The following is a 20,118-nucleotide window of genomic DNA, read 5'->3' as shown; positions in this document are numbered from 1 at the left end:
GGGGGAAAACGGGTTCTGGCCAAGTCGCGGCCTGCTGGCTAGGGTCGCGCGGAATTTATGGAAAGGACCGCCATGACCATGCCGCCTGACATCCGCTTCGTGCCGCAGGATCTGGGCGCCCTTGCCGGTGCGCACGGGCGCGTCGTCGTCTTCGTGGCCCCGGATGGCACGCTGCCGGTGCCGGCGCGGCGCATCGACCGGCTGACCCGCGGGGCGCTGACGCGGGCGGTGGCAAGCGACCGCTTCGCGGACCTGTCGCCCGGCAGCGCGCTGGACATGGCATTTCCGGCCGGGATGGCGGCGGAGGCGGTGCAGGTCGTCAAGCTGGACCGCCGTGCGGATACGGTCACGGCGCGGCGCGCCGGTGCCGCCGTCGCGGCGGCGCGGGGCCGCACAGCCGTGCTGGTTCTTGCGGGGGCGCTGCCGCAAGCGGCGGATATCGCGCTGGGGCTCGCGCTGCGCGATTACGCGTTCGAGGATCACAAGACGGGCGAAAGCGTGGGCGCGCCGCGCGGCCCCGTGTCGATGATGGTCACGCGCCCCGACGCCGTGGCCCGTGCCGCGCGCGACGATGCCGCCCGCGCCGAAGGCGTGCATTTCACGCGCGACCTGATCAACGCGCCCGCCAACGTGCTGACCACCGACCTGTTCGCGGCACAGCTTGCGGCGATGCAGGCTCTCGGGCTCGACGTGGAGATCCTCGAGGAGGCGGAGCTGGAACGGCTGGGGATGCGGACGCTTCTGGCGGTTGGGCAGGGGTCGGCCAGCCCTTCCAAGGTGGTGGTGATGCGCTGGCAGGGCGGGACGCCGGGGGCCGCGCCGCTGGCGCTGGTCGGCAAGGGCGTGATCTTCGATACCGGCGGGATCAGCATCAAGCCCGCGCAGGGCATGGAGGAAATGACCGCCGACATGGGCGGCGCGGGCGTGGTCGCGGGCGTGATGCGGACGCTGGCGCTGCGCCGGGCCAAGGCCAATGTCGTGGGGCTGGTGGGGCTTGTGGAAAACATGCCCGATGGGCGGGCCATGCGCCCCGGCGACGTGATCCGGTCGATGAAGGGCGACACGGTCGAGATCATCAACACCGATGCCGAGGGGCGGCTCGTGCTGGCGGACGTGCTGTGGTACGCGCAGGACCGATTCAAGCCTGCGGCGCTGATCGATCTGGCGACCCTTACGGGGGCGGTGATCGTGGCGCTCGGGCATGACAAGGCGGGCGTCTTCTCAACCGATGACGGGCTTGCGGATGCGTTCCTGAAGGCCGCCGCGGCCGAGGGTGAAGGCGCATGGCGCCTGCCGCTGGACCCTGCCTATGACAAGCCGCTGAAGAGCCGCGTGGCGGACATGCGCAATTCCGCCGGGCGTGCGGCGGGGGCGGCGACGGCGGCGATGTTTCTCAAGCGGTTCGTGCGCGACGGCGTGCCGTGGATGCATCTCGATATCGCCGGCGTGACCCTGCCGCCCGAGGCCGCGAGGCTGGCCCCCAAGGGCGCGACCGGCTGGGGTGTGCTGTCGCTCGACCGGCTGGTGGCCGACCGGTTCGAAGGCTGACCGGTGGGGACCCTGCGCTTCTACCACGTAACGCGCGGGTCGGTGGCCGAGACCCTGCCGAAACTGCTGGGCCGCGCGTTTGATGCCGGGCTGCGCGTGCAGATCCGCTGCGCCGATGCCGATCGCGCCGAATGGATCGACCGCGCGCTCTGGCTGGGGCCGGAGGCGGATTTCCTGCCCCACGGGATCGCGGGGGGGCCCCATGATGGGATGCAGCCCGTGCTGATCGACCCCGCCCAGCGCCTCGCCCCCGGCATCGCGTGCCTGATGGCGCTCGACGGGGCGGAGGTCACGGCGGACGAGGTGCGCGCGCTGGGGCGGGTGTTCGTCATATTCGACGGCCAGGACGAAGCCGCGGTCGCGCGCGCCCGGACACAGTGGACGGCGCTGACGGGCGCGGGGCTCGGCGCGGAGTACTGGTCCGAGGCGTCGGGCCGCTGGGAATGTGCGCGCACGGCTGCCCCGGCCACCTGATCCGCGGCCTGAAAAATTTTTCGGCATTTGTGCTGCGCGACACAGTGCCCGCGAGCTGCCGCGGGTAGACGCAAGAGGCCGGTGCGCGGCTGTCACCCCGGCCCGACAGGGGCGGCGCCGCGGTCAGGAAGCATCGGTACGTCGGTGCCGTGGCAGGGACTTCCCCCCTTGTCGCGGCTGGAAGGGGCGCATGGGCAACCCTGTCCCATGCGTCCCCGACCGGCGGCCGCTAGCGTGTCAATGTCAGCGTGTCGCCGGACATCGTCACCTCGGCGAAGCGGGACAGGTATCGCATCCCCAGCAGCGATCCCGGCATGTCGCCGCTGCTGACCTGCGCGGGGACGTTCCGATCCACGATCCCGCCCAGTTCCACCCGGTCCAGCGTGACCGGCGCAGTTTCGACCATTCCGTTCGCCGTGACGGCCCGCCCGGTGAAGCGCAGCGCATCCCGGTCCAGCCCCGCGCGCGCCGCGTCACGGGTCGTCAGCACCATGTCGCTCGCGCCCGTATCCACGAGAAACCGCACAGGCGCGCCGTTGACGCCGAGTGTCAGGTGGTAATGACCGTCGGGAGCGCGCGTGGCGACGATCCGCGCGCCGTCCTGGATCACGCTCTGGCGCGTATCGGTGGCGCCGCGGATGTCGTCCCACAGGGCGGCCCCGGCCGCGACACCCACAAAGATCAACGCCCAGATGGCGGCCTGCTGCGCCATCTGGCCCATGCGGTGCCGGTTGGCGAGAAGGAAGTACCCGCCCACCACGGCCCCCAGAAGCGATAGATAGATCAGCGATGCGATACTGTCGGCACTCATCGGGCCCTCCTGCACATGACCCTTAGATAGGCGTGCGGACGGCCGGGCCAAAGGTCAGCCGGGCATCACCCCGAGTGCCACAAGCCCGTCCAGCACGAACTGCACCGACAGCGCCGCGAGCAGCATCCCCAGCAGCCGCGTGACGACAAGGATACCCGTGCGCCCCAGCGCCTTTTCGATCAGCCCGCCGATCATGAACATCGCCAGCACCAGCACCACGACGCCGAGCATCACGAGATGGGCCTGCAACTTGTCATCCCATGTCACACCGGTTCCGGTGTTGAGCAGGATCATAGCCGCCATCGCCCCCGGCCCCGCGATCAGCGGCGTGGCCAGCGGAAACACGGACGGGTCGTGGTCGTCGTCGTCCTGCGTGCGGTCCTCGCGCCGCTTGGTGCGTTTCTCGAACAGCATGTCCACGGCGATCAGGAACAGCAGCAAGCCCCCGGCGATGCGGAACGCCGGCAACGAGATGCCGAGCGAATCGAGCACCGTGTTTCCCGCGAGCCCGAACACGGTCAGGATGCCCGCGGCGATCACGCAGGCGCGGACGGCCACGTTGCGACGGCGCGTCGGGTCCATGCCCGCCGTCAGCGCCACGAACAGCGGCGCGGTGCCGATGGGGTCGATCACCACCGCAAGCGTGACGAAACTCGTGAGCGCCGATGCCATGTCCATGCCGCTAGCGCCCCGCCTGTTCCAGCTTTTCCTGCGCGCTGAGCCACAGGTTCTCGGCCCGGTCCAGCCCTTCCATGACCTCGGCGTATTTCTTCTGCCAGACCTCGGCCTCGCCGATCTTGTCGGGTTCGTACATGCCCGGATCGGCCAGTTTCTTCGCCAGCCGGTCGCGCATCTGGTTCAGCTTGGCCAGCCGGTCCTCGCATTTGCGGACCTCGGCGCGCAGGGCCATGACCGCGTCGCGGGACGGTTTCGGGCGCGGGGCCGGGGCAGGTTTGGTGCCGTTGGTCTTTTCGGGTTTCGCCTCGCCCGCCAGAAGCATCCGCCGGTAGGCGTCGAGATCGTCCTCGTAGGGCACAACGCGCCCGCCGCTCACGAGCCACAGCCTGTCAGCGACAAGGCTCAGCAGGTGCATGTCGTGGCTGACAAGGATCACGGCACCGGTATATGCGGCCAGCGCCTCCACCAGCGCTTCGCGGCTTTCCATGTCCAGGTGGTTCGTCGGTTCGTCGAGGATCAGCAGATGCGGCGCGTCGAGCGTCGCCAGCAGGAGCGAGAGCCGCGCCTTTTGCCCGCCCGACAGCTTGCCCACGACCGTGCCCGCCTGATCGGCACCCAGCCCGAAGCCCGCAAGTTTCGCGCGCAGCTTGGATTGCGGCGTGTCGGGGCGTTCGCGCTGCAGATGCTGGAGCGGCGTTTCATCCACGTGCAGTTCGTCCACCTGGTGCTGGGCGAAATACCCTATCCGCAGCTTGGACGAGGTTATCATTCGCCCCGAGGTGGCCGGCAGGCGGCCCGACAGCAGTTTCGACAGGGTGGACTTGCCCTGTCCGTTCTTGCCCAGAAGCGCGATCCGGTCGTCCTGGTCGATCCGCAGCGACAGGTTCGACAGCACGGGCGGGCCGCCATATCCCGTCTGCGCCCCTTCGAGATTGATGATGGGGGGCGAGAGTTCCTCGGGCTGGGGAAAGGTGAAGACCTGCGTCGCCGCGTCCTCGGGCGCGGTGATCGGGGTCATCTTCTCCAGCATCTTGACGCGGGACTGGGCCTGCTTGGCCTTGCTCGCCTTGGCCTTGAACCGGTCCACGAAGCTTTGAAGGTGGGCGCGCTGCAAATCCTGCTTCTTGGCCTGCGCGGCCTGCACGGCGCGCTGTTCCGCACGCGCGCGGGCGAACTGGTCATAGGGGCCCTGGTAATAGGCAAGCTTGCGGTTCTCGAGATGCAGGATGCCGCCCACGGCGCGGTTCAGCAGGCCCCGGTCGTGGCTGATGATCAGCACCGTGTGGGGATAGCGCGCAAGGTAGCTTTCCAGCCAGACCGCCCCTTCGAGGTCCAGATAGTTGGTCGGTTCGTCCAGCAGCAGCAGGTCGGGCTGGGCGAACAGCACGCCCGCCAGCGCCACGCGCATCCGCCAGCCGCCCGAAAACGCGCTGCACGGCATCTTCTGTTCGGCGTCGTCGAAGCCGAGCCCGCGCAGTATGGAGCTTGCCCGCGCCTCCGCCGACCAGGCGTCGATATCGGCGAGCCGGGTCTGCACATCGGCAATGCGCGTCGCGTCGGTCGCGGTGTCTGCCTCGGCCATCAGCGCCGCGCGTTCCGTGTCCGCGGCTAGCACCGTGTCGATGAGCGATGTCTCCGAGGCCGGTACTTCCTGCGCCACGCCGCCGATGCGGGCGCGGGCAGGCAGCGTGATGGACCCGCCCTCGAGCACCAGCTCGCCCCGGATCAGGCGGAAGAGCGTGGTCTTGCCCGCGCCGTTGCGCCCGATGAGGCCGACCTTGTGACCGGTCGGGATATCGGCGCTGGCGCCCTCGAACAGGGGTCGGCCTTCGACGGCATAAGAGATATCGGTGATCTTGAGCATGAAGGCCGCTTGGCCGACGCGGATCGGCTTGTCAATGCGACTGTCCCGGCAGGGCGCGGCATTTTCTTGCCGTCCGAACCTGTCGGAATCGGCAGGTTCTGGCCTGCCAATTTTGGGTAAGCGACGGAGTTCCCACATCCTTGTCGTGGCCCGCAGATGAGCCGCCAACCGATGGAGGACTTCATGAAACCGATCATCACCACCGGGATTGCCGCCGCATTTGTCGTGTTTGCGCCCTTCGCCACCGCGCAGGATGCGGGGGACGTGATCGTTTCAGGGCAGGACGGATCGGAACTGCGGTCTGACTGGATCCTTGGCGCGCGGATCGTGACGCCCGACGACGAGCAGATCGGCCCGATACAGGATATCATCATCGACCAGCAAGACGGATCCGTGAATGCCGTCATCGTGTCCGTGGGCGGGTTCCTCGGCTTCGGATCGAAGGCCATCGCGGTGAACTGGAACGAACTCGACATCTCGTATGATGCGAACGTGGTCGAGTTGAGCCTTACCCGCGAGGAGGCCGAAGCGACGGAGGAATATGTCTATCGCTACCGCGAATCCGACCCCCTGCCGGAACCGGACGACGGCGGCATGGGCACCGGCACCGGGACAGGCATGGCGACAGGTACTGGAACAGGCACGGGGACAAGCACGGGCGGCGGCATCCAGTAATGTCCTCTGGTCTGTTGACGGCTCGCCCCGCGCGGGCCGTCAATCGCGGCTTTTCAACGCCCCGCCCTCATGCTAGCAGGCGCGCGACAAGACCGCGGGCACGGGGCCTGCGCGCCGATACGGGAAAGAGTAATCATCATGGCCATCGAACGCACGTTGTCGATCATCAAGCCCGACGCCACGAAGCGCAACCTGACCGGCAAGATCAACGCCAAGTTCGAGGAAGCCGGCCTGCGCATCATCGCGCAGAAGCGCATCCAGATGACCAAGGCGCAAGCGGGCGTGTTCTATGCCGTCCATTCCGAACGCCCGTTCTATGACGAGCTGTGCGATTTCATGGCGTCCGGCCCGGTGGTGGTGCAGGTTCTCGAAGGCGACAATGCCATCGCCAAGAACCGTGAAGTCATGGGCGCGACCAACCCCGCCGAAGCGGCACAAGGCACCATCCGCGCCGAGTTCGCCGAAAGCGTCGGCGAGAATTCGGTCCATGGCTCGGATGCGCCGGAAACCGCTGCGGTGGAAATCTCCTACTTCTTCTCGGGTCTCGAACTGGTCGGCTGAGCCGCCCGCACGATCACCCCGATCTCGTCGAGGGCCGCATCCATCGGGGTGCGGCCCTTGTCATGTGGCACCGACCGTGCGGCGGCGGCCTTGGCTGCATCGAAGCGGGCACGCAGCGCCGCCTTTTCGCGGGGGTCGGCGTCGTTCCAGTGGCGCCCCTGAAGCCCCAGCGCCAGCGCGGAGAATGCAAGCACATGGGGCCTGTGCCCATGGGCAATCATCTGCGCATAGGCAGCATCGGCCCCGAGCGCGCGCAGCGTCTCCGCATCCATGATCCCGGCTGCATGGCAAGCAGCTTCCATGGCCGCGCCGAGATTGCGGATACTGCGGATGGGGTCGGTCATGCGCCGGGTCCGGTCAAACTGCCATAGCAGACCGTCTAGCGCCTTGCTGCAGTGGCGGCAAAGTACAATCCGAAGGGCGAGGCACGGTCGCCGCGCGCACGCCGCGCCAGCCGGATCGCCACAGCGGTCGTCGTCCGCGCACCCGAAAGCGGCGCGGGCGTCGGTTCAGATCATCGCCCAATCCTTGAATTCGAACGGTTTCGCCGGGTCCGGGCGTGGACGGCGTGCCATGGGTGGGATGCTTTGTTGCGGCGGGGTCTTGTCGGTGGTGGCCATGGGGAACTCCTTTGCTCTGCCACCATGACAAACTAATATAATTACAAAATCCATACAGAATTCGCACAATGGTTACCAAAGTGGGGGAATCCGGAAAGGATGTGTCCACCATGACACGCCGCCGCCCCGTCACACGCCTTGCGGTTGCGCCTTGATGGCCGCGAAATTCGCCGACAGCCGGGACTGGATGTAATCCGCGGCGGTGATGGCGGGATACTTCGCCGCTGGCCCCTGCAGCACCGCGTCGCGATTGGCCTGCGCGAAGAACGGGATCGAATAGCGCGGCCCGAGATATTCGTCGGGCCGGGGCATCCGCACCCGATGCGGGTTGGACAGGAGTCGGTCATCCGACCAGCGCATCAGCATGTCGCCGATATTGCAGGTGATGGTCCCGGTGACCGGTTCCACGCTGGTCCAGTCACCACCCTCGGCCTCCGCACCCGGGCAGACCTGCAGGCCGCCTTGCCCGGTCTTCTGGTGCAGCAGCGTCAGGCAGTCGAAATCCGTATGCGCCCCGGCGCGCCAGCCTTCGAAATCCGCGGGCTTGGCATCGGTCATGGGCAGGTAGTGGATCAGCCGCAGCGTGGACTGGTATTCGGGGCTGTCCGGGTCGTGGTGGCGCGTGAAGAATTCGGCATCCCAGCCCAGCTTGAGTGCGAAGCATGACAGCACCCTCATCGCGACCGCCCAGTTGGCGCGCTCGAAGGCCAGCATCCTGTCGCGAAAGCCGGGCAGTCGCGCGTCATCAGGCCAGAGCCCGTCCATGCGCGGACGCGTGATCTGGTAACTTTCCTTCTGGTCTGGCGTGCCGGTGGAGGGGCGCACCTGGCTCTTGAATTCCCAGCCCGCGTTGGTGCCGGGTTTCAGGGGCAGCGCGGCCTTGTCCGTTTCGGGCAGGTCGAAGAACGCGGCGGACAGCGCGAACGCCTCTTCGATCTGGTCCAGCGGGATTCCGTGACCTGTCAGCTGGAACAGCCCCAGACCGGTTGCCGCATCCCAAAGCTGATCGGCGATCTCGTCCCGGCGGGTGTCGAAATCCGACAGGTCGATCAGTGCCACGTCGCGTGCGCGTTCGCGGCCCATGCCGCCGATACGGGATTCCCGGCCAAGTTCCTGAAGTGTCATTCTGCAGTCTCCATCCGATGATGAGGCTGGAGCAATGACCCGACGGTGCCGCATCGGGCACCGCCTGACTGCTTCTACTCCGAAAGGACCCGAAGGCCCCGATCGCGCCGGACAAGCGCGACACCCGACAAGGGAGGAACAAGCGGATGCCGCGCTTACCGACACAATCACAGTGCCATGACGGGGCGCGCGCAGAAAGCCACACCGTGGCTGCGGCCCGTAGACCGCGGTGCGTGCCCATTATTCAAGCGATCGGCAACGGTCGCTGACGCGTCGCGGGCGTTGCGTGAAGGATCAGCCGGGGACCGCGCCCTGCGCGGGCGACGGAAGGACGGGAATCACGTCTACCGCCTGGCTCATCAGGTTGGGGCCGGAGGTGCGCAGGATGCCTTGCACCGGCGCGATGTCGTCGTAATCCCGCCCCACGGCGACCACGATGTGATCCTGTCCGGGGAAGACCGCGTTCGTGGGATCGTATTCCACCCAGCCCGTATCGCTGCCGCACCACGCCCGCACCCAGGCATGCATGGCGTCCGCGCCTTCCAGACGGGGCTGGCCGGCGGGCGGTTCGGTGCGCAGGTAGCCGCTGACATAGCCCGCGGGGATGCCCAGGCTGCGCAGGCAGGCGATCATGATATGGGTGAAGTCCTGGCACACCCCGCGCCGCGCGGCGAAGGCGGTCGCGGCGGGCGTGTCCACAGTGGTCGCGCGCGGATCGAAGGTCATGTGGCCATGGAGCGCCCGGCCCACCGCTTCCACCGTGCCGCGGGCGGTCATGCGCGGACCGGCCAGTGCTGCGGCATAGGCAGCCATCCCGTCATCGGCGGGCACCCGGGGCGAGGGGCCGAGGAAGTGATGCGGAGCATCGGGTGCCAGCGTGTGCAGCGCGTCGATCTCGGCGGGCAGATCGGGCAGCGCCGCCGACACGTCGAGATCGCCCGAGCGCTCGATCACCTCGACCTGCGCGCGCATGGCGATGGTCATCTGTTCGTGGGGTGCGTCATGCACCACCAGCGTCGCGGCATTGCCGAAGAAATCCGCCAGCGTGCCGGTCTCGGACGGGGCGGGCGTCACCAGCAGATGCCGTTGCAGCAGGCGCTGTCGGCCCGGCAGGTCGGCGGGCATGACGCGGATACGGTGCCGCCCGGTGCCCGCCGCGCCGGGATAGTCGTGGGTGATGCGAAGCCGTATGTCGAAGCGCATGGCCAGCCCCTAACGCAGGTAGATGTCGGACATCAGGTCCGACAGCCGCCACAGACCGCTGCGCATCCCGTCCAGCTTGGCCGGGGTCAGCGTCTCGCCCGTTTCCACGCGCAGGCGCGTGTGCAACTGCAACGCAAGCCGGGCGACGGGGCCAAGCCGACCCTGCTCGGTCGCGCGCGGCAGGTGGTCGATCTGCACCTTTGCCCGGTCGAGATGGTACAGGATCGCGCGCGGGTTCGAACCGTCGAGCGCCATAAGGTCGGCAACGCTGACCGGCGTCGCCGCCCCGGCATAGCGCGTGCGGTGCGCCATGGCGCTGTCGCCCAGTTCCAGCATCAGGTCGAGCGCCCCGTCCGGCGCGTCGTCCCGCGCCAGGTCGGCCAGAAGTGCCGCAGTCTGCGCCGCCCGTTCGAGCGACAGCCCGAGGCTGAGGAACCGCCAGCCGGTGGAGCGGTACATGTTCTCGTGCACCAGTCCGGAAAACCCGGTGATCTTGCGCAGGAGCACGCTGACCTTGCGCGGGATATCTTCCATCGGGATCGTCTCTTCCCGCATCTTCCGGGCCGCCTTCACCAGGTCCTGAAGTGCCACCATCCCGTCCACGGAAAACCGGTCGCGTACCCGGCCCGCACAGGTCAGCGCCGCCTCCAGCGGCATGTCGAAGGCGCGGGCCATCCGTGCCGGATCGGGCACCGGCGCGGGACCGGGCGGGGCTGGCACGAGCAGCCGTTGAAGCTCGGCCATCAGCGGCATGTCAGGCGGCAGTCCGCTGCCGCGCCGGTCGTGATAGGCCCGGAAGAGCCGCATCGCGGTTTCCGCCCGCTCGACATAGCGCCCAAGCCAGAACAGGTTGTCCGCCGACCGGCTGGGGAGTGCGTCCGGCTCCTGCCGATGGGTGCGTGTGGCGGGCCGCGCGGCGACGGGCGTGGAGGGACGGTCGCTGTCGCCCACGATCCACACATCGGCCACCTTGCCGCCCTGCTGCATCGCGATGGCCGCGGTATCTGCGTCGCTGCCGATGCGCGCGTAACCGCCGGGCATGGCCTGCCAGCCATCGGGCGTGCGCGCCATGAAAACCCGCAGCGCAAGGGGGCGCGCGACAAGCTGGCCATCGGCCCAGACGGGCGTGGTGGACAGCGTCACGGCCTCCTGCCCGACAAGATCGCGACCCTGCATGGCAAGGCGGCGTTCCAGCCCCTCGCGGTCGGTGCCGCCCGCGAGGGCCGTGCCGTCGGCGGCGTCGAACGGCAGGCGGGTGGAAAACGCGGGCCCGATCATCATGCGCGCACGCTGCGCCAGCACATGCTCGCGCTCACGCTTCTGGCCGCACCACCACGTGGCGATGTTGGGCATGTCCAGCGGTCCGCCCGTCAGCGCCCGGCAGATGCGCGGCAGGAAAGACAGGAAGGCGCGGGTTTCGAGGATGCCCGTGCCCGGCGCGTTGACCATGCGCACACCGCCCTGCCGCAGCGCATCGATCAGCCCCGGCGTGCCCAGCTGGCTCCTGTGGTCAAGCTCGATCGGGTCGCAACTGGTGGCATCCAGCCGCCGCCACAGCACCGACACGGGCTGCAACCCGTCCACGGTGCGCACCAGCACGCGGCCGCCGCGCACCACCAGATCCTCACCCTCGGTCAGCAGCAAGCCCAGATGCCGCGCGATGAAGGTGTGTTCGAAATACCCGTCATTCATCGGCCCCGGTGTCAGGATCGCGATGCGCCCAGGCGTGTCGTGTCCGTCCGGCGCGGTCTCCAGCGCCTGTTGAAAGGCGCGGAAGAACCCGGCAAGCCGCTCGATCCGCGGACCCCCGAAGAATTCGGGGAAGATCCGTGCAGTAGCGGTGCGGTTTTCCAGTGCAAAACCCGCGCCCGAGGGCGCCTCCGTCCGGTCGCCCAGCACCCACCACTTGCCGTCCGGTCCGCGCCCGATCTCGAAGGCGATGACATGCAGGAAATGTCCGTCCGGCGGTGTGACACCGACAAGAGGCCGCAGCCAGCCTGCGTTCTGTGCGACCAGCGATGCGGGCAGGTGCCCATCGGCAACCAGCCGGTTGGGGCCATAAAGGTCGGCCACCACCCGTTCCAGCAGATCCGCGCGCTGGCGCAGGGCCGACGCGATCCCGGCCCATTCGTCGCGGTCGATCATCACCGGCACATGCGCCAGCGGCCAGTCCCGTTCTGCCGGGCCGGTCGTGTCGTACTTGCGATAGAACACGCCTGCATCGCGCAGGTAGCGGTCGCCGCGGGCGAAGCGCATCTCGACCTCGGGCGGGGTCAGCCTTGCCAGATGGTCGATCAGGCCGCGCCAGACCGGGCGCAGGCTGCCATCGGGAAAGACCAGTTCGTCGGCCTTCCCGGCCGTCGCGCGGTAGCCGCGCAACAGCCGGTCATGACCTTCGTCCCGCATCCGTTCCCGTTCGGGCATCGGTTCAGAGCCCGGACCGGCGGCGCAGGTCCAGCGTCAGCGGAAATTCCGGATGCGGCATTTCGGACGGCGGCACATAAGCGCCGGGCGAATGGCCATGGGACTGGAACCGCGACAGGCGCCGCGCCTCGGCCTCGTTGCCGTTGACCGGGAAGGTGTCATAGGCCCGCCCGCCGGGGTGCGCCACGTGATAGGTGCAGCCCGCCAGCGCCTTGCCCGACCACGTGTCGTAGATGTCGAACACCAGCGGCGCATCCACCGGCAGCACCGGGTGCAGCGCCATGGGCGGCTGCCATGCCTTGTAGCGCACGGCCCCCACCGACACGCCGTTCATGCGCGTGGGCTTCATGGGCAGGCGCCGGCGGTTGCAGGTCACGACATAGCGGTCCGGGTCCGCGGCGGTCAGCCGCGCCTGGATGCGTTCGACGGAACTGTCGGTATAACGCACGGTGCCGCCGATGGCCCCGGTTTCGCCCAGCACGTGCCACGGCTCCATCGCCTGCCGGATTTCCAGCTGCACGCCCTCGGCCTCGATCTCGCCGCAGAAGGGGAAGCGGAATTCGGCCTGCGCCTTGAACCAGTCGGGTTCTACGTTGAAGCCGTGTTCGCGCAGGTCGCGCAGCACGTCCTCGAAATCCTCCCAGACGTAGTGGGGCAGCATGAACCGGTCATGCAGCGCCGTGCCCCAGCGGGTCGGCGCACCGGACAACGGGTTCTCCCAAAGCCGCGCGATGATCGCCCGCAGCAGCACCTGCTGGGCAAGGCTCATGCGCGGGTCTGGCGGCATCTCGAAGCCGCGGAATTCCACCAGCCCCAGCCGCCCGGTCGGGCCGTCGGGGGAATAGAGCTTGTCGATGCAGATCTCGGCGCGGTGCGTGTTGCCGGTCACGTCGATCAGGATGTTGCGCAACAGCCGGTCCACCAGCCACGGCAGCGGCGGCGTGCCCTGCGTGGGAGCATGGATCTGGTCGAGCGCGATTTCCAGCTCGTAAAGACTGTCGAGCCGGGCTTCGTCGATCCGCGGCGCCTGGCTGGTCGGCCCGACGAAGATGCCGGAGAAGAGGTAGCTGAGCGACGGGTGCCGCTGCCAGAACAGGATCAGGCTCTTCAGCAGGTCGGGCCGGCGCAGAAACGGGCTGTCGAGCGGCGTGGCCCCGCCGACGACGACATGGTTGCCGCCGCCCGTGCCGGTGTGCCGTCCGTCGATCATGAACTTGTCCGCACCAAGGCGGCACTGGCGGGCTTCTTCATAGACCGCCTCGGTCGTGACGACGCACTCCTTCCAGTTCTTCGCGGGATGGATGTTGATTTCCAGCACGCCGGGATCGGGCGCCACGCGGATCACGCTCATGCGCGGATCGTGGGGCGGCGCGTAGCCTTCGATATGCACAGGCAGTTTCATGGCGGCGGCGGCGGTTTCCGCGGCCTCCACCAGCTCGAGATAATCCTCGATCCGTTCCACCGGCGGCATGAACACGCACAGCCGCCCCGCGCGCGGTTCCACCGAAAGCGCGGTCCGGACGGGGCCTTCCAGTTCGCTCGCCGGTGCGGGCTGGCGTTGCCCGCCCGCCTGCTGGGCCGTGTCGGGCGTGAAGCTGGCCCGCGGCTGCGCGTGTCCGTCGGGCCCGTCGCCGCTGCGGTCGATGGTCTTCGGGTCGGGCAGGGGGCCACGCGGCTCGGACGGGTCCGCGGGATAGGTGTAGGGATAGGCCACCGGCGCGATATACGGCAGGCTGTTCAGTGGCAGGCGATAGCCGACCGGGCTGTCGCCGGGCACGAGGAACAGGTATTTCCGGCGCAGTTTCCAGCGTTCCGACCGCCAGCCCGAGGTGGATTTCGCCTGCCATTTCTGCACCGGCAGGGCATACCCCGCGGGTTCGGTCAGGCCCCGTTCGAACACCCGCGCGATGCGGGCGCGTTCTTCCGGGTCCTTCAGCTTCGAATTCTCGGGCGTCACGTTCTCGGGCAGGTTGCCTTCGCGCAGCATCCATTCGGCGGGGTCCTCGAAGGCGGGCAGGATGTTGTCCTGCGGCACGCCCAGCGTGTCCGCCATGCGCGCCATCAACTCCGCCGCCTGCGCGGGGCCGACGTCGTGGTTGCTGTCTTCCTCGGCCACGAGGTCCGGGTTCTGCCAGATCGGCTGGCCGTCCTCGCGCCAGTAGAGCGAGAAGGTCCAGCGCGGCAGGGTCTCGCCCGGATACCACTTGCCCTGTCCGTAATGCAGGAACCCGCCGGGCGCGAAGCGGTCGCGCAGGCGGCGGATCAGCTTGTCGGCCAGAACGCGCTTGGTGGGGCCCACGGCGTCGCTGTTCCATTCGGGGGATTCGAAATCGTCGATGGACACGAAGGTCGGCTCGCCGCCCATGGTCAGGCGCACGTCGCCCGCCTCCAGCCGTTTATCGACATCATGACCCAGCTTGTTCAAAGCGGCCCATGCGTCGTCGGAAAACGGTTTGGTGATGCGTGGATGCTCGGCGGTGCGATGGACCCGCATGTCGAAATCGAAATCGACCTCGGGCTGGCCGTCGGCGGTGAAGCCGCCGCTGATCGGGGCCGCGTTGCGGTAATGGGGCGTGGCGGCCAGCGGAATGTGGCTCTCGCCCGTCAGCAGCCCCGATGTGGGGTCGAGCCCGATCCACCCCGCACCGGGCAGGTAAACCTCGCACCACGCGTGCAGGTCGGTGAAATCGACCTCCGTCCCCGACGGGCCGTCCAGCGCCTTCAGGTCCGGTTTCAGCTGGATGAGATACCCCGACACGAACCGCGCTGCGAGGCCGAGGTGCCGCAGCGTCTGCACCAGAAGCCAGCTCGAATCCCGGCACGATCCCTTGCCGGTCTCGAACGTCTCTTCGGGCGTCTGCACGCCGGGCTCCATGCGGATGACATATCCCACCTCGCGTGACACCCGCGCGTTGAGATTCACGAGAAAATCGATGGTCCGTTCCGGTGTGCGGGGGATGGACGCAAGAAAGGCGCGCAGATGCGGCCCCGCCGGCTCCGGTTTGCGATAGATCGACAGGTCCGGGTCGAGGTCCTCGGGGTATTCGAAGGGAAATTCCTCGGCCATCTCCTCGACGAAGAAATCGAACGGGTTGTAGACCGACATGTCGGCCACGAGGTCCACCTCGATCTTGAACTCGCGCACGGGTTCGGGAAACACGTAGCGCGCCAGCCAGTTGCCATAGGGGTCCTGCTGGTGGTTCTCGAAATAGGGGCCGGGCGACACCTTGAGCGAATGGGAAATCACCCGCGTGCGCGAATGGGCGGCGGGGCGCAGCCGGATGATCTGGGGCCCCAGCATGACCGGGCGGTCATAGCGGTAATGCGTCAGGTGATAGATACTGGCCGTGATCGACATCGGGTCTCTTTCTGGCTGCCTCGGTCGCAGCCTGCGTCGTGGCGCCGTCAAAGGCAACGCGGCAATCACGAACCCGACGCGCGCGCCGCCGGGATGCGGGCAGGATGCCCATGATCCGGGCAACGGATTGGCGGGCCGCAGCCGCCCGTGCGGATCGGCGCGGTGTTTCAGGTCGTATTGACGACGGGGCAGCGGGCGAGCGGGAGGCGGCGGGTCAGCTTGGCGGCGCGGAGCGCCGTGACGAGACGATCGGACAGAAAGAGCGAACCGCTCAGCGTGTCGTCGTGCCAGAGATCAGGGCCAGTCAATGCGCCCGGAGCAACCGAGATGTCGCCGTCGCGCAGATCTGGGCTCACGCCCGCAATGTAGGAGGACCGCGACTTTGGCATGGGCATAAAGCGCGTCGAGTACTCCGGTGCGAAATGCTTGTGCACCTCGCCGATATTGAGAAAGAAGTATGTCCCCGAGAAAGGAGTCTTGCGATCGCTCTTGAGAAGCGCGACCGGCCGGAGCTGCGTGCGCCCCAGATCGAAGCCGGAAAGCACCTCGGCGAAGGCGTCGGAGACGGCAAGAAAGCCGGCCGCGCTCAAGAGGTGGGGTAAGGTACGGCGATCGTACTCGGCACGCTGCTCATCGATCCACATAGTCGCAGGCAGCGCGCCTTCCTCGAGGATGATACCGCGCTTGAACGCCCTGATATTTGCCACGAGCGCATCATTGTCCTTGTCGGCGAGCGCACAGGTGAATCCAAACAGCAGGGAGGAGTCACTACCGGGACTGCCGACCCAAACGTGAGACGTCTCGCTGCTCTTGTTCTCCGGCGTGCTCTCCATCGTGGCGTGGTCCTTCGGCTAGCTTGCGCGTGTCGGCACACTGGGCGCGCCCGCCTGCCGCGTCATGCTGCGGCCCGGAACACGGTCAGATGTTCTCGCTCTGCGACATGCCGAGCACGTGATAGCCGCCGTCCACGTGGATGATCTCGCCCGTGGTGCAGGCGCCGTAATCCGACGCGAGGTAGACGGCGGTGCCGCCCACGGCCTCCAGCGTGGCGTTGGCGCGCAGGGGTGCGTTCGCTTCGGTCTGCTTGAAGGTCTTGCGCGCCCCGCCGATGGCCGCCCCCGCCAGCGTCTTCATCGGCCCCGGCGAGACCGCGTTGACGCGGATGCCTTCGGGGCCAAGGTCGTTGGCCAGATACCGCACCGCCGATTCCAGCCCGGCCTTGGCCACGCCCATCACGTTGTAGAACGGCGTGACCTTGTTCGACCCCTGGTAGGTCAGGGTCAGGATCGTGCCGCCCTCGGTCATGAAGGGCCGCGCGCGGCGCGCCACCTCGATCAGCGAATAGCACGAGATGTTGAGCGAGTTGAGGAAGTTGGCGCGGCTCGTGTTGATGAACCGGCCCGTCAGTTCGGACTTGTCGGAATAGGCGATGGCGTGGACGAGGAAATCCAGCCGGTCCCAGCGGTCGGCCAGCCCCGCGAAGGCGGCGTCGAGCGACGCGTCGTCGGTCACGTCCACATCCAGCAGGATATCGGACCCGACGCTGTCCGCCAGCGGGGCGAGCCGCTTTCCGAAGGCCTCGCCCTGATGGGTAAAGGCAAGCTCCGCCCCTTCGGCGGCCATGGCGCGGGCGATCCCCCAGGCGATGGAACGGTCGTTGGCGACGCCCATGACAAGCCCGCGCTTGCCCTTCATCAGGTCCGGCATGTGTCTATCCGTGGTATCGGCTCAGGACGAGCGTGGCATTGGTGCCGCCAAAGCCGAAGCTGTTGGACAGGACGGTGTCGAGCGTGACGCCGTCGCGGCGTTCGGTGACGATCTCGCCCGCGTCGATGGCGGGGTCGAGTTCGGTGACGTTGGCGGAGGCCGAGATGAACCCGCCCTCCATCATCAGCAGGCTGTAGATCGCCTCGTGCACGCCCGTGGCACCCAGGCTGTGGCCCGTCAGCGACTTGGTGGACGCGATGGGAGGGGTGGAGCCACGGCCGAAGACGCGGCGCACGGCCTCCACCTCGGTCACGTCGCCGGCTTGCGTCGATGTGCCGTGGGCGTTGATGTAATCGACCTTGCGGTCGCCGATGGTGGCCAGCGCCTGCCGCATGGACCGCTCGCCGCCCTCGCCCGACGGGGCCACCATGTCATAGCCGTCGGACGTGGCGCCGTAGCCCGTTACCTCGGCATAGATCTTCGCACCGCGCGCCCTGGCGTGTTCCAGTTCCTCGAGCACGACCATGCCGCCGCCGCCGCCGATGACGAACCCGTCGCGCGTGGCGTCGAAGGGGCGGGAGGCTGTTTCCGGCGTGTCGTTATACTTGGACGACATCGCGCCCATCGCGTCGAAGAGGCACGACAGCGTCCAGTCCACTTCCTCGCCGCCGCCGGCGAAGATGATGTCCTGCTTGCCCATCTGGATCAGTTCGGCGCCGTTGCCGATGCAATGGGCGGAGGTCGAACAGGCGGAGGTGATCGAATAGTTCACGCCCTTGATGGCAAAGGGCGTCGCAAGGCAGGCGGATACGGTGGACGACATGCAGCGCGTGACCATGAACGGCCCCATGCGCTTCGGCGCGCCCTTGTCCTTGACGATGTTATGCGCGGTGAAGAAGTTCGATGTGGACGGCCCGCCGGACCCGGCGACCAGCCCTGTGCGTTCGTTGCTGACATCGCTGTCGTCCAGCCCGCTGTCGGCGATGGCCTGCTGCATCGCAAGGAAGGCATAGGCCGCGGTCGGCCCCATGAAGCGCAGGTTGCGCTTGTCCACGGCCTCGGTCAGGTCGATCTGCGGGATGCCCGCGATCTGGCTGCGAAAGCCGTTCTCCGCGTAGACCGGCTCGGCGCGAATGCCCGAGCGACCGTGATACAGGCTGTCGCGGACTTCGTCGGCATTGTTGCCGATGGGGGATACGATCCCGAGCCCGGTGATGACGACGCGGCGCATGCTGCTCTCCCTCGTGTTCCGTCGTGCGCGTAGGGCGGGTGGTCAGGTTTCGGCGGCGGCGAGGCCGACCTTCATGCCGGTCACGGCGCAAACAAGCTCGCCATCCGCCAGCACGCGCCCGTCGGCCACGCCCATCTTCAGCTTGCGGTCGATGACGCGGGTGAAATCAACCTCGTAGGTCACCAGCGTCCGGTCGGGGCGGATCATGCCCGACAGCTTCACCTCGCCCGCACCCAGCGCGAAACCCTGTCCCTGCCAGCCGCGCCAGCCGAGGTTGAACCCGGTCAGCTGCCACAGCCCGTCCAGCATAAGGCAGCCGGGCATCACCGGGTTGCCGGGAAAATGGCAGGGGAAGAACCAAAGGTCCGGGGTGATATCCAGTTCGGCGCGCACATGGCCCTTGCCGTGCAGCCCGCCATCGCCTGACACGTCGGTGATGCGGTCCATCATCAGCATGGGCGGTTCGGGCAACTGGGCGTTGCCGGGGCCGAACAATTCGCCCCGCGCGCAGGCCAGGAGCCCGTCCTTGTCGAAATGCGTCGGATACTCGCCCATACGGACCTGTCCCCCCGGGGTTTCCTTGCGTGGCCGTTCCATTAGCACCCGTGTCGGACCGCTGGCAAGGGCAGCCCACCAAGGGCCGGGGATGGGTGCGTCACGGCCCTGCGACCCGATTTCGTTTGAAATTACCGCCCCGGGGCACCTATATACATGGCATGACTTCGCATGACGGCACCGACATGACGGCACCTGGCGCGGGCGCGGACCACGCGGCCGAATGGCTCAACCGTGCCGGGCTGCGCCCGACGCGGCAGCGCGCGCTTCTGGCGGAACTTCTGGTGGGCGACGGGCAGAACCGCCACGTCACCGCGGAAAGCCTGTATGCCGAAGTGGTGAAGAGCGGTGAGAAGGTGGCTCTCGCCACGGTCTACAACACGCTGCGGGCATTCTGCGATGCAGGGCTGATGCAGGAAGTCACCGTGGACGGCACCCGATCCTATTTCGACACGCGCACCGACGATCACCCCCATTTTTTCTGGGAAGATACGGCAGACCTGACCGATGCGCCTGCAAGCGAGCTTGATATCCGGCGCTTGCCGACCCCGCCCGACGGGGCCGAGATCGCCAAGGTCGACGTGGTGATCCGCCTGCGCCGCACGTGATGTGGCTCAGATCAGGTACATCCACAGCAGGATCATCGCGGTGACATCCGTCACGTAGGAGAACATGCGCGCATCTGAGTTCTGCTTGTTCGGCGATCCATGCGGTCCGCCGATTTTCATGAACTTGACCATTCCCGCTTCGATCCTGAAGAAGAGATGGCCGCGCATGTCATACTGGTAGCCTTGCGACGAATTGATCCGCGTCAGCCCCAACTCGTCGGTCAGATGGAAATCCCGGATCGCGTCGCTGCTGTTCTCAAACCTCAGATGCAGCTTGCGGCCAGCCTGTTCGTCCTTGAACGTCTTCACAAGGTAGTAATCCGTGGACGGCTTGTAGGTAAAATCCTCGTCCTTTCGCAGCGTTCCGCGCGACTCGTAGTTGGACCCCGACGTCTTGTTGAGTTCGTTCCACAAGGCCCCGGTGTATTCGCCGGATTCGAGTGCGGCATCGTATTTCTGCCGCGTGATGGGATTGTCATACACCCGGTCGAACACGTGCATGGACCCGCGCCCGACCTCGGCGCTGAAATCCTTGAAGGTCTGAACGATCTTCTGCGTGGTGAGCTGTGTCATGATGAACCCGCCGCCTTTTCCGGGCATCTACCACTATCACGAGATGACGGGTTGTTCGGCAAGCACTTTCCGCAGGCCCGTGGGGCGGGACTTTGCAAGCCTA

The 20,118-nt window shown here is 67.4% G+C and carries 18 protein-coding genes; 5 read left to right on the top strand and 13 right to left on the bottom strand.

Annotated features, from left to right (window positions below; all coding sequences use genetic code 11):
• The first annotated feature begins 72 nt into the window (after positions 1-72).
• Both DDE13_RS07500 and DDE13_RS07495 read left to right on the top strand, forming a co-directional pair.
• Complete coding sequence (locus tag DDE13_RS07500; protein WP_111403028.1) at positions 73-1,548, top strand: leucyl aminopeptidase; 1,476 nt, start codon at positions 73-75, stop codon at positions 1,546-1,548.
• 3 nt (positions 1,549-1,551) lie between these two features.
• Entirely contained in the window at positions 1,552-2,022 is a 471-nt protein-coding gene (locus DDE13_RS07495) for a DNA polymerase III subunit chi (RefSeq protein ID WP_111403027.1), read from the top strand.
• A 229-nt stretch (positions 2,023-2,251) separates the two neighbouring features.
• Here DDE13_RS07495 and DDE13_RS07490 read toward each other — a convergent pair whose 3' ends face one another.
• From DDE13_RS07490 to DDE13_RS07480, 3 genes are read right to left on the bottom strand one after another with little or no spacing between them, the layout of a single operon-like run.
• Positions 2,252-2,833 (bottom strand): retropepsin-like aspartic protease family protein, encoded by a 582-nt coding sequence (locus DDE13_RS07490; protein ID WP_111403025.1) that lies wholly within the window; start codon positions 2,831-2,833, stop codon positions 2,252-2,254.
• A gap of 54 nt (positions 2,834-2,887) precedes the next feature.
• Complete coding sequence (locus tag DDE13_RS07485; RefSeq protein ID WP_111403023.1) at positions 2,888-3,511, bottom strand: MarC family protein; 624 nt, start codon at positions 3,509-3,511, stop codon at positions 2,888-2,890.
• Positions 3,512-3,515: 4 nt separating this feature from the next.
• Positions 3,516-5,375: an ABC-F family ATP-binding cassette domain-containing protein gene (locus tag DDE13_RS07480; protein ID WP_111403021.1), complete on the bottom strand. Its 1,860-nt coding sequence runs from the start codon at positions 5,373-5,375 to the stop codon at positions 3,516-3,518.
• Positions 5,376-5,558: 183 nt separating this feature from the next.
• Here DDE13_RS07480 and DDE13_RS07475 point away from each other — a divergent pair, with 183 nt between their 5' ends.
• Both DDE13_RS07475 and ndk read left to right on the top strand, forming a co-directional pair.
• The gene (locus DDE13_RS07475; protein ID WP_162630904.1) at positions 5,559-6,050 is read left to right on the top strand and encodes a PRC-barrel domain-containing protein; all 492 of its coding nucleotides are present in this window, start codon (positions 5,559-5,561) and stop codon (positions 6,048-6,050) included.
• Between the two features lie 138 nt (positions 6,051-6,188).
• A complete protein-coding gene (gene ndk, locus DDE13_RS07470) occupies positions 6,189-6,611 on the top strand; it encodes a nucleoside-diphosphate kinase (RefSeq protein WP_111403017.1) in 423 nt (140 codons plus the stop codon).
• Here ndk and DDE13_RS07465 read toward each other — a convergent pair.
• The 9 genes from DDE13_RS07465 to fabA form a co-directional block, all read right to left on the bottom strand.
• Complete coding sequence (locus tag DDE13_RS07465) at positions 6,578-6,955, bottom strand: TfoX/Sxy family DNA transformation protein (RefSeq protein WP_111403015.1); 378 nt, start codon at positions 6,953-6,955, stop codon at positions 6,578-6,580. The genes ndk and DDE13_RS07465 overlap by 34 nt on opposite strands.
• Positions 6,956-7,360: 405 nt before the next feature.
• The gene (locus DDE13_RS07460; RefSeq protein WP_222626049.1) at positions 7,361-8,356 is read right to left on the bottom strand and encodes an isopenicillin N synthase family dioxygenase; all 996 of its coding nucleotides are present in this window, start codon (positions 8,354-8,356) and stop codon (positions 7,361-7,363) included.
• 294 nt (positions 8,357-8,650) lie between these two features.
• A complete protein-coding gene (locus DDE13_RS07455) occupies positions 8,651-9,559 on the bottom strand; it encodes a transglutaminase family protein (RefSeq protein WP_111403011.1) in 909 nt (302 codons plus the stop codon).
• A 9-nt stretch (positions 9,560-9,568) separates the two neighbouring features.
• Positions 9,569-11,983, bottom strand: coding sequence for a circularly permuted type 2 ATP-grasp protein (locus tag DDE13_RS07450; protein WP_111403009.1), 2,415 nt, complete (start codon positions 11,981-11,983; stop codon positions 9,569-9,571).
• Between the two features lie 4 nt (positions 11,984-11,987).
• The gene (locus DDE13_RS07445) at positions 11,988-15,341 is read right to left on the bottom strand and encodes a transglutaminase family protein (RefSeq protein WP_111403007.1); all 3,354 of its coding nucleotides are present in this window, start codon (positions 15,339-15,341) and stop codon (positions 11,988-11,990) included.
• A gap of 167 nt (positions 15,342-15,508) precedes the next feature.
• Positions 15,509-16,174, bottom strand: a complete 666-nt coding sequence (locus DDE13_RS07440; RefSeq protein ID WP_111403005.1) for a hypothetical protein — start codon at positions 16,172-16,174, stop codon at positions 15,509-15,511.
• An 85-nt stretch (positions 16,175-16,259) separates the two neighbouring features.
• Complete coding sequence (locus DDE13_RS07435) at positions 16,260-17,048, bottom strand: enoyl-ACP reductase FabI (protein WP_111403003.1); 789 nt, start codon at positions 17,046-17,048, stop codon at positions 16,260-16,262.
• A gap of 4 nt (positions 17,049-17,052) precedes the next feature.
• Complete coding sequence (gene fabB / locus DDE13_RS07430) at positions 17,053-18,279, bottom strand: beta-ketoacyl-ACP synthase I (protein WP_111403001.1); 1,227 nt, start codon at positions 18,277-18,279, stop codon at positions 17,053-17,055.
• A gap of 42 nt (positions 18,280-18,321) precedes the next feature.
• The gene (gene fabA / locus DDE13_RS07425) at positions 18,322-18,834 is read right to left on the bottom strand and encodes a bifunctional 3-hydroxydecanoyl-ACP dehydratase/trans-2-decenoyl-ACP isomerase (protein ID WP_111402999.1); all 513 of its coding nucleotides are present in this window, start codon (positions 18,832-18,834) and stop codon (positions 18,322-18,324) included.
• A gap of 185 nt (positions 18,835-19,019) precedes the next feature.
• Here fabA and irrA point away from each other — a divergent pair, with 185 nt between their 5' ends.
• On the top strand, positions 19,020-19,442 hold the full coding sequence (gene irrA / locus DDE13_RS07420; RefSeq protein ID WP_111403046.1) for an iron response transcriptional regulator IrrA: 423 nt from the start codon (positions 19,020-19,022) through the stop codon (positions 19,440-19,442).
• Between the two features lie 6 nt (positions 19,443-19,448).
• Here the strand turns inward: irrA and DDE13_RS07415 are convergent, their stop codons facing one another.
• Entirely contained in the window at positions 19,449-20,015 is a 567-nt protein-coding gene (locus DDE13_RS07415) for a hypothetical protein (protein WP_162630903.1), read from the bottom strand.
• Between the last annotated feature and the right edge of the window lie 103 nt (positions 20,016-20,118).

The sequence above is a fragment of the Meridianimarinicoccus zhengii genome, from assembly GCF_003254465.1.
Taxonomy (GTDB): domain Bacteria; phylum Pseudomonadota; class Alphaproteobacteria; order Rhodobacterales; family Rhodobacteraceae; genus Meridianimarinicoccus; species Meridianimarinicoccus zhengii.
This window is presented reverse-complemented; position numbering and strand designations above follow the sequence as displayed.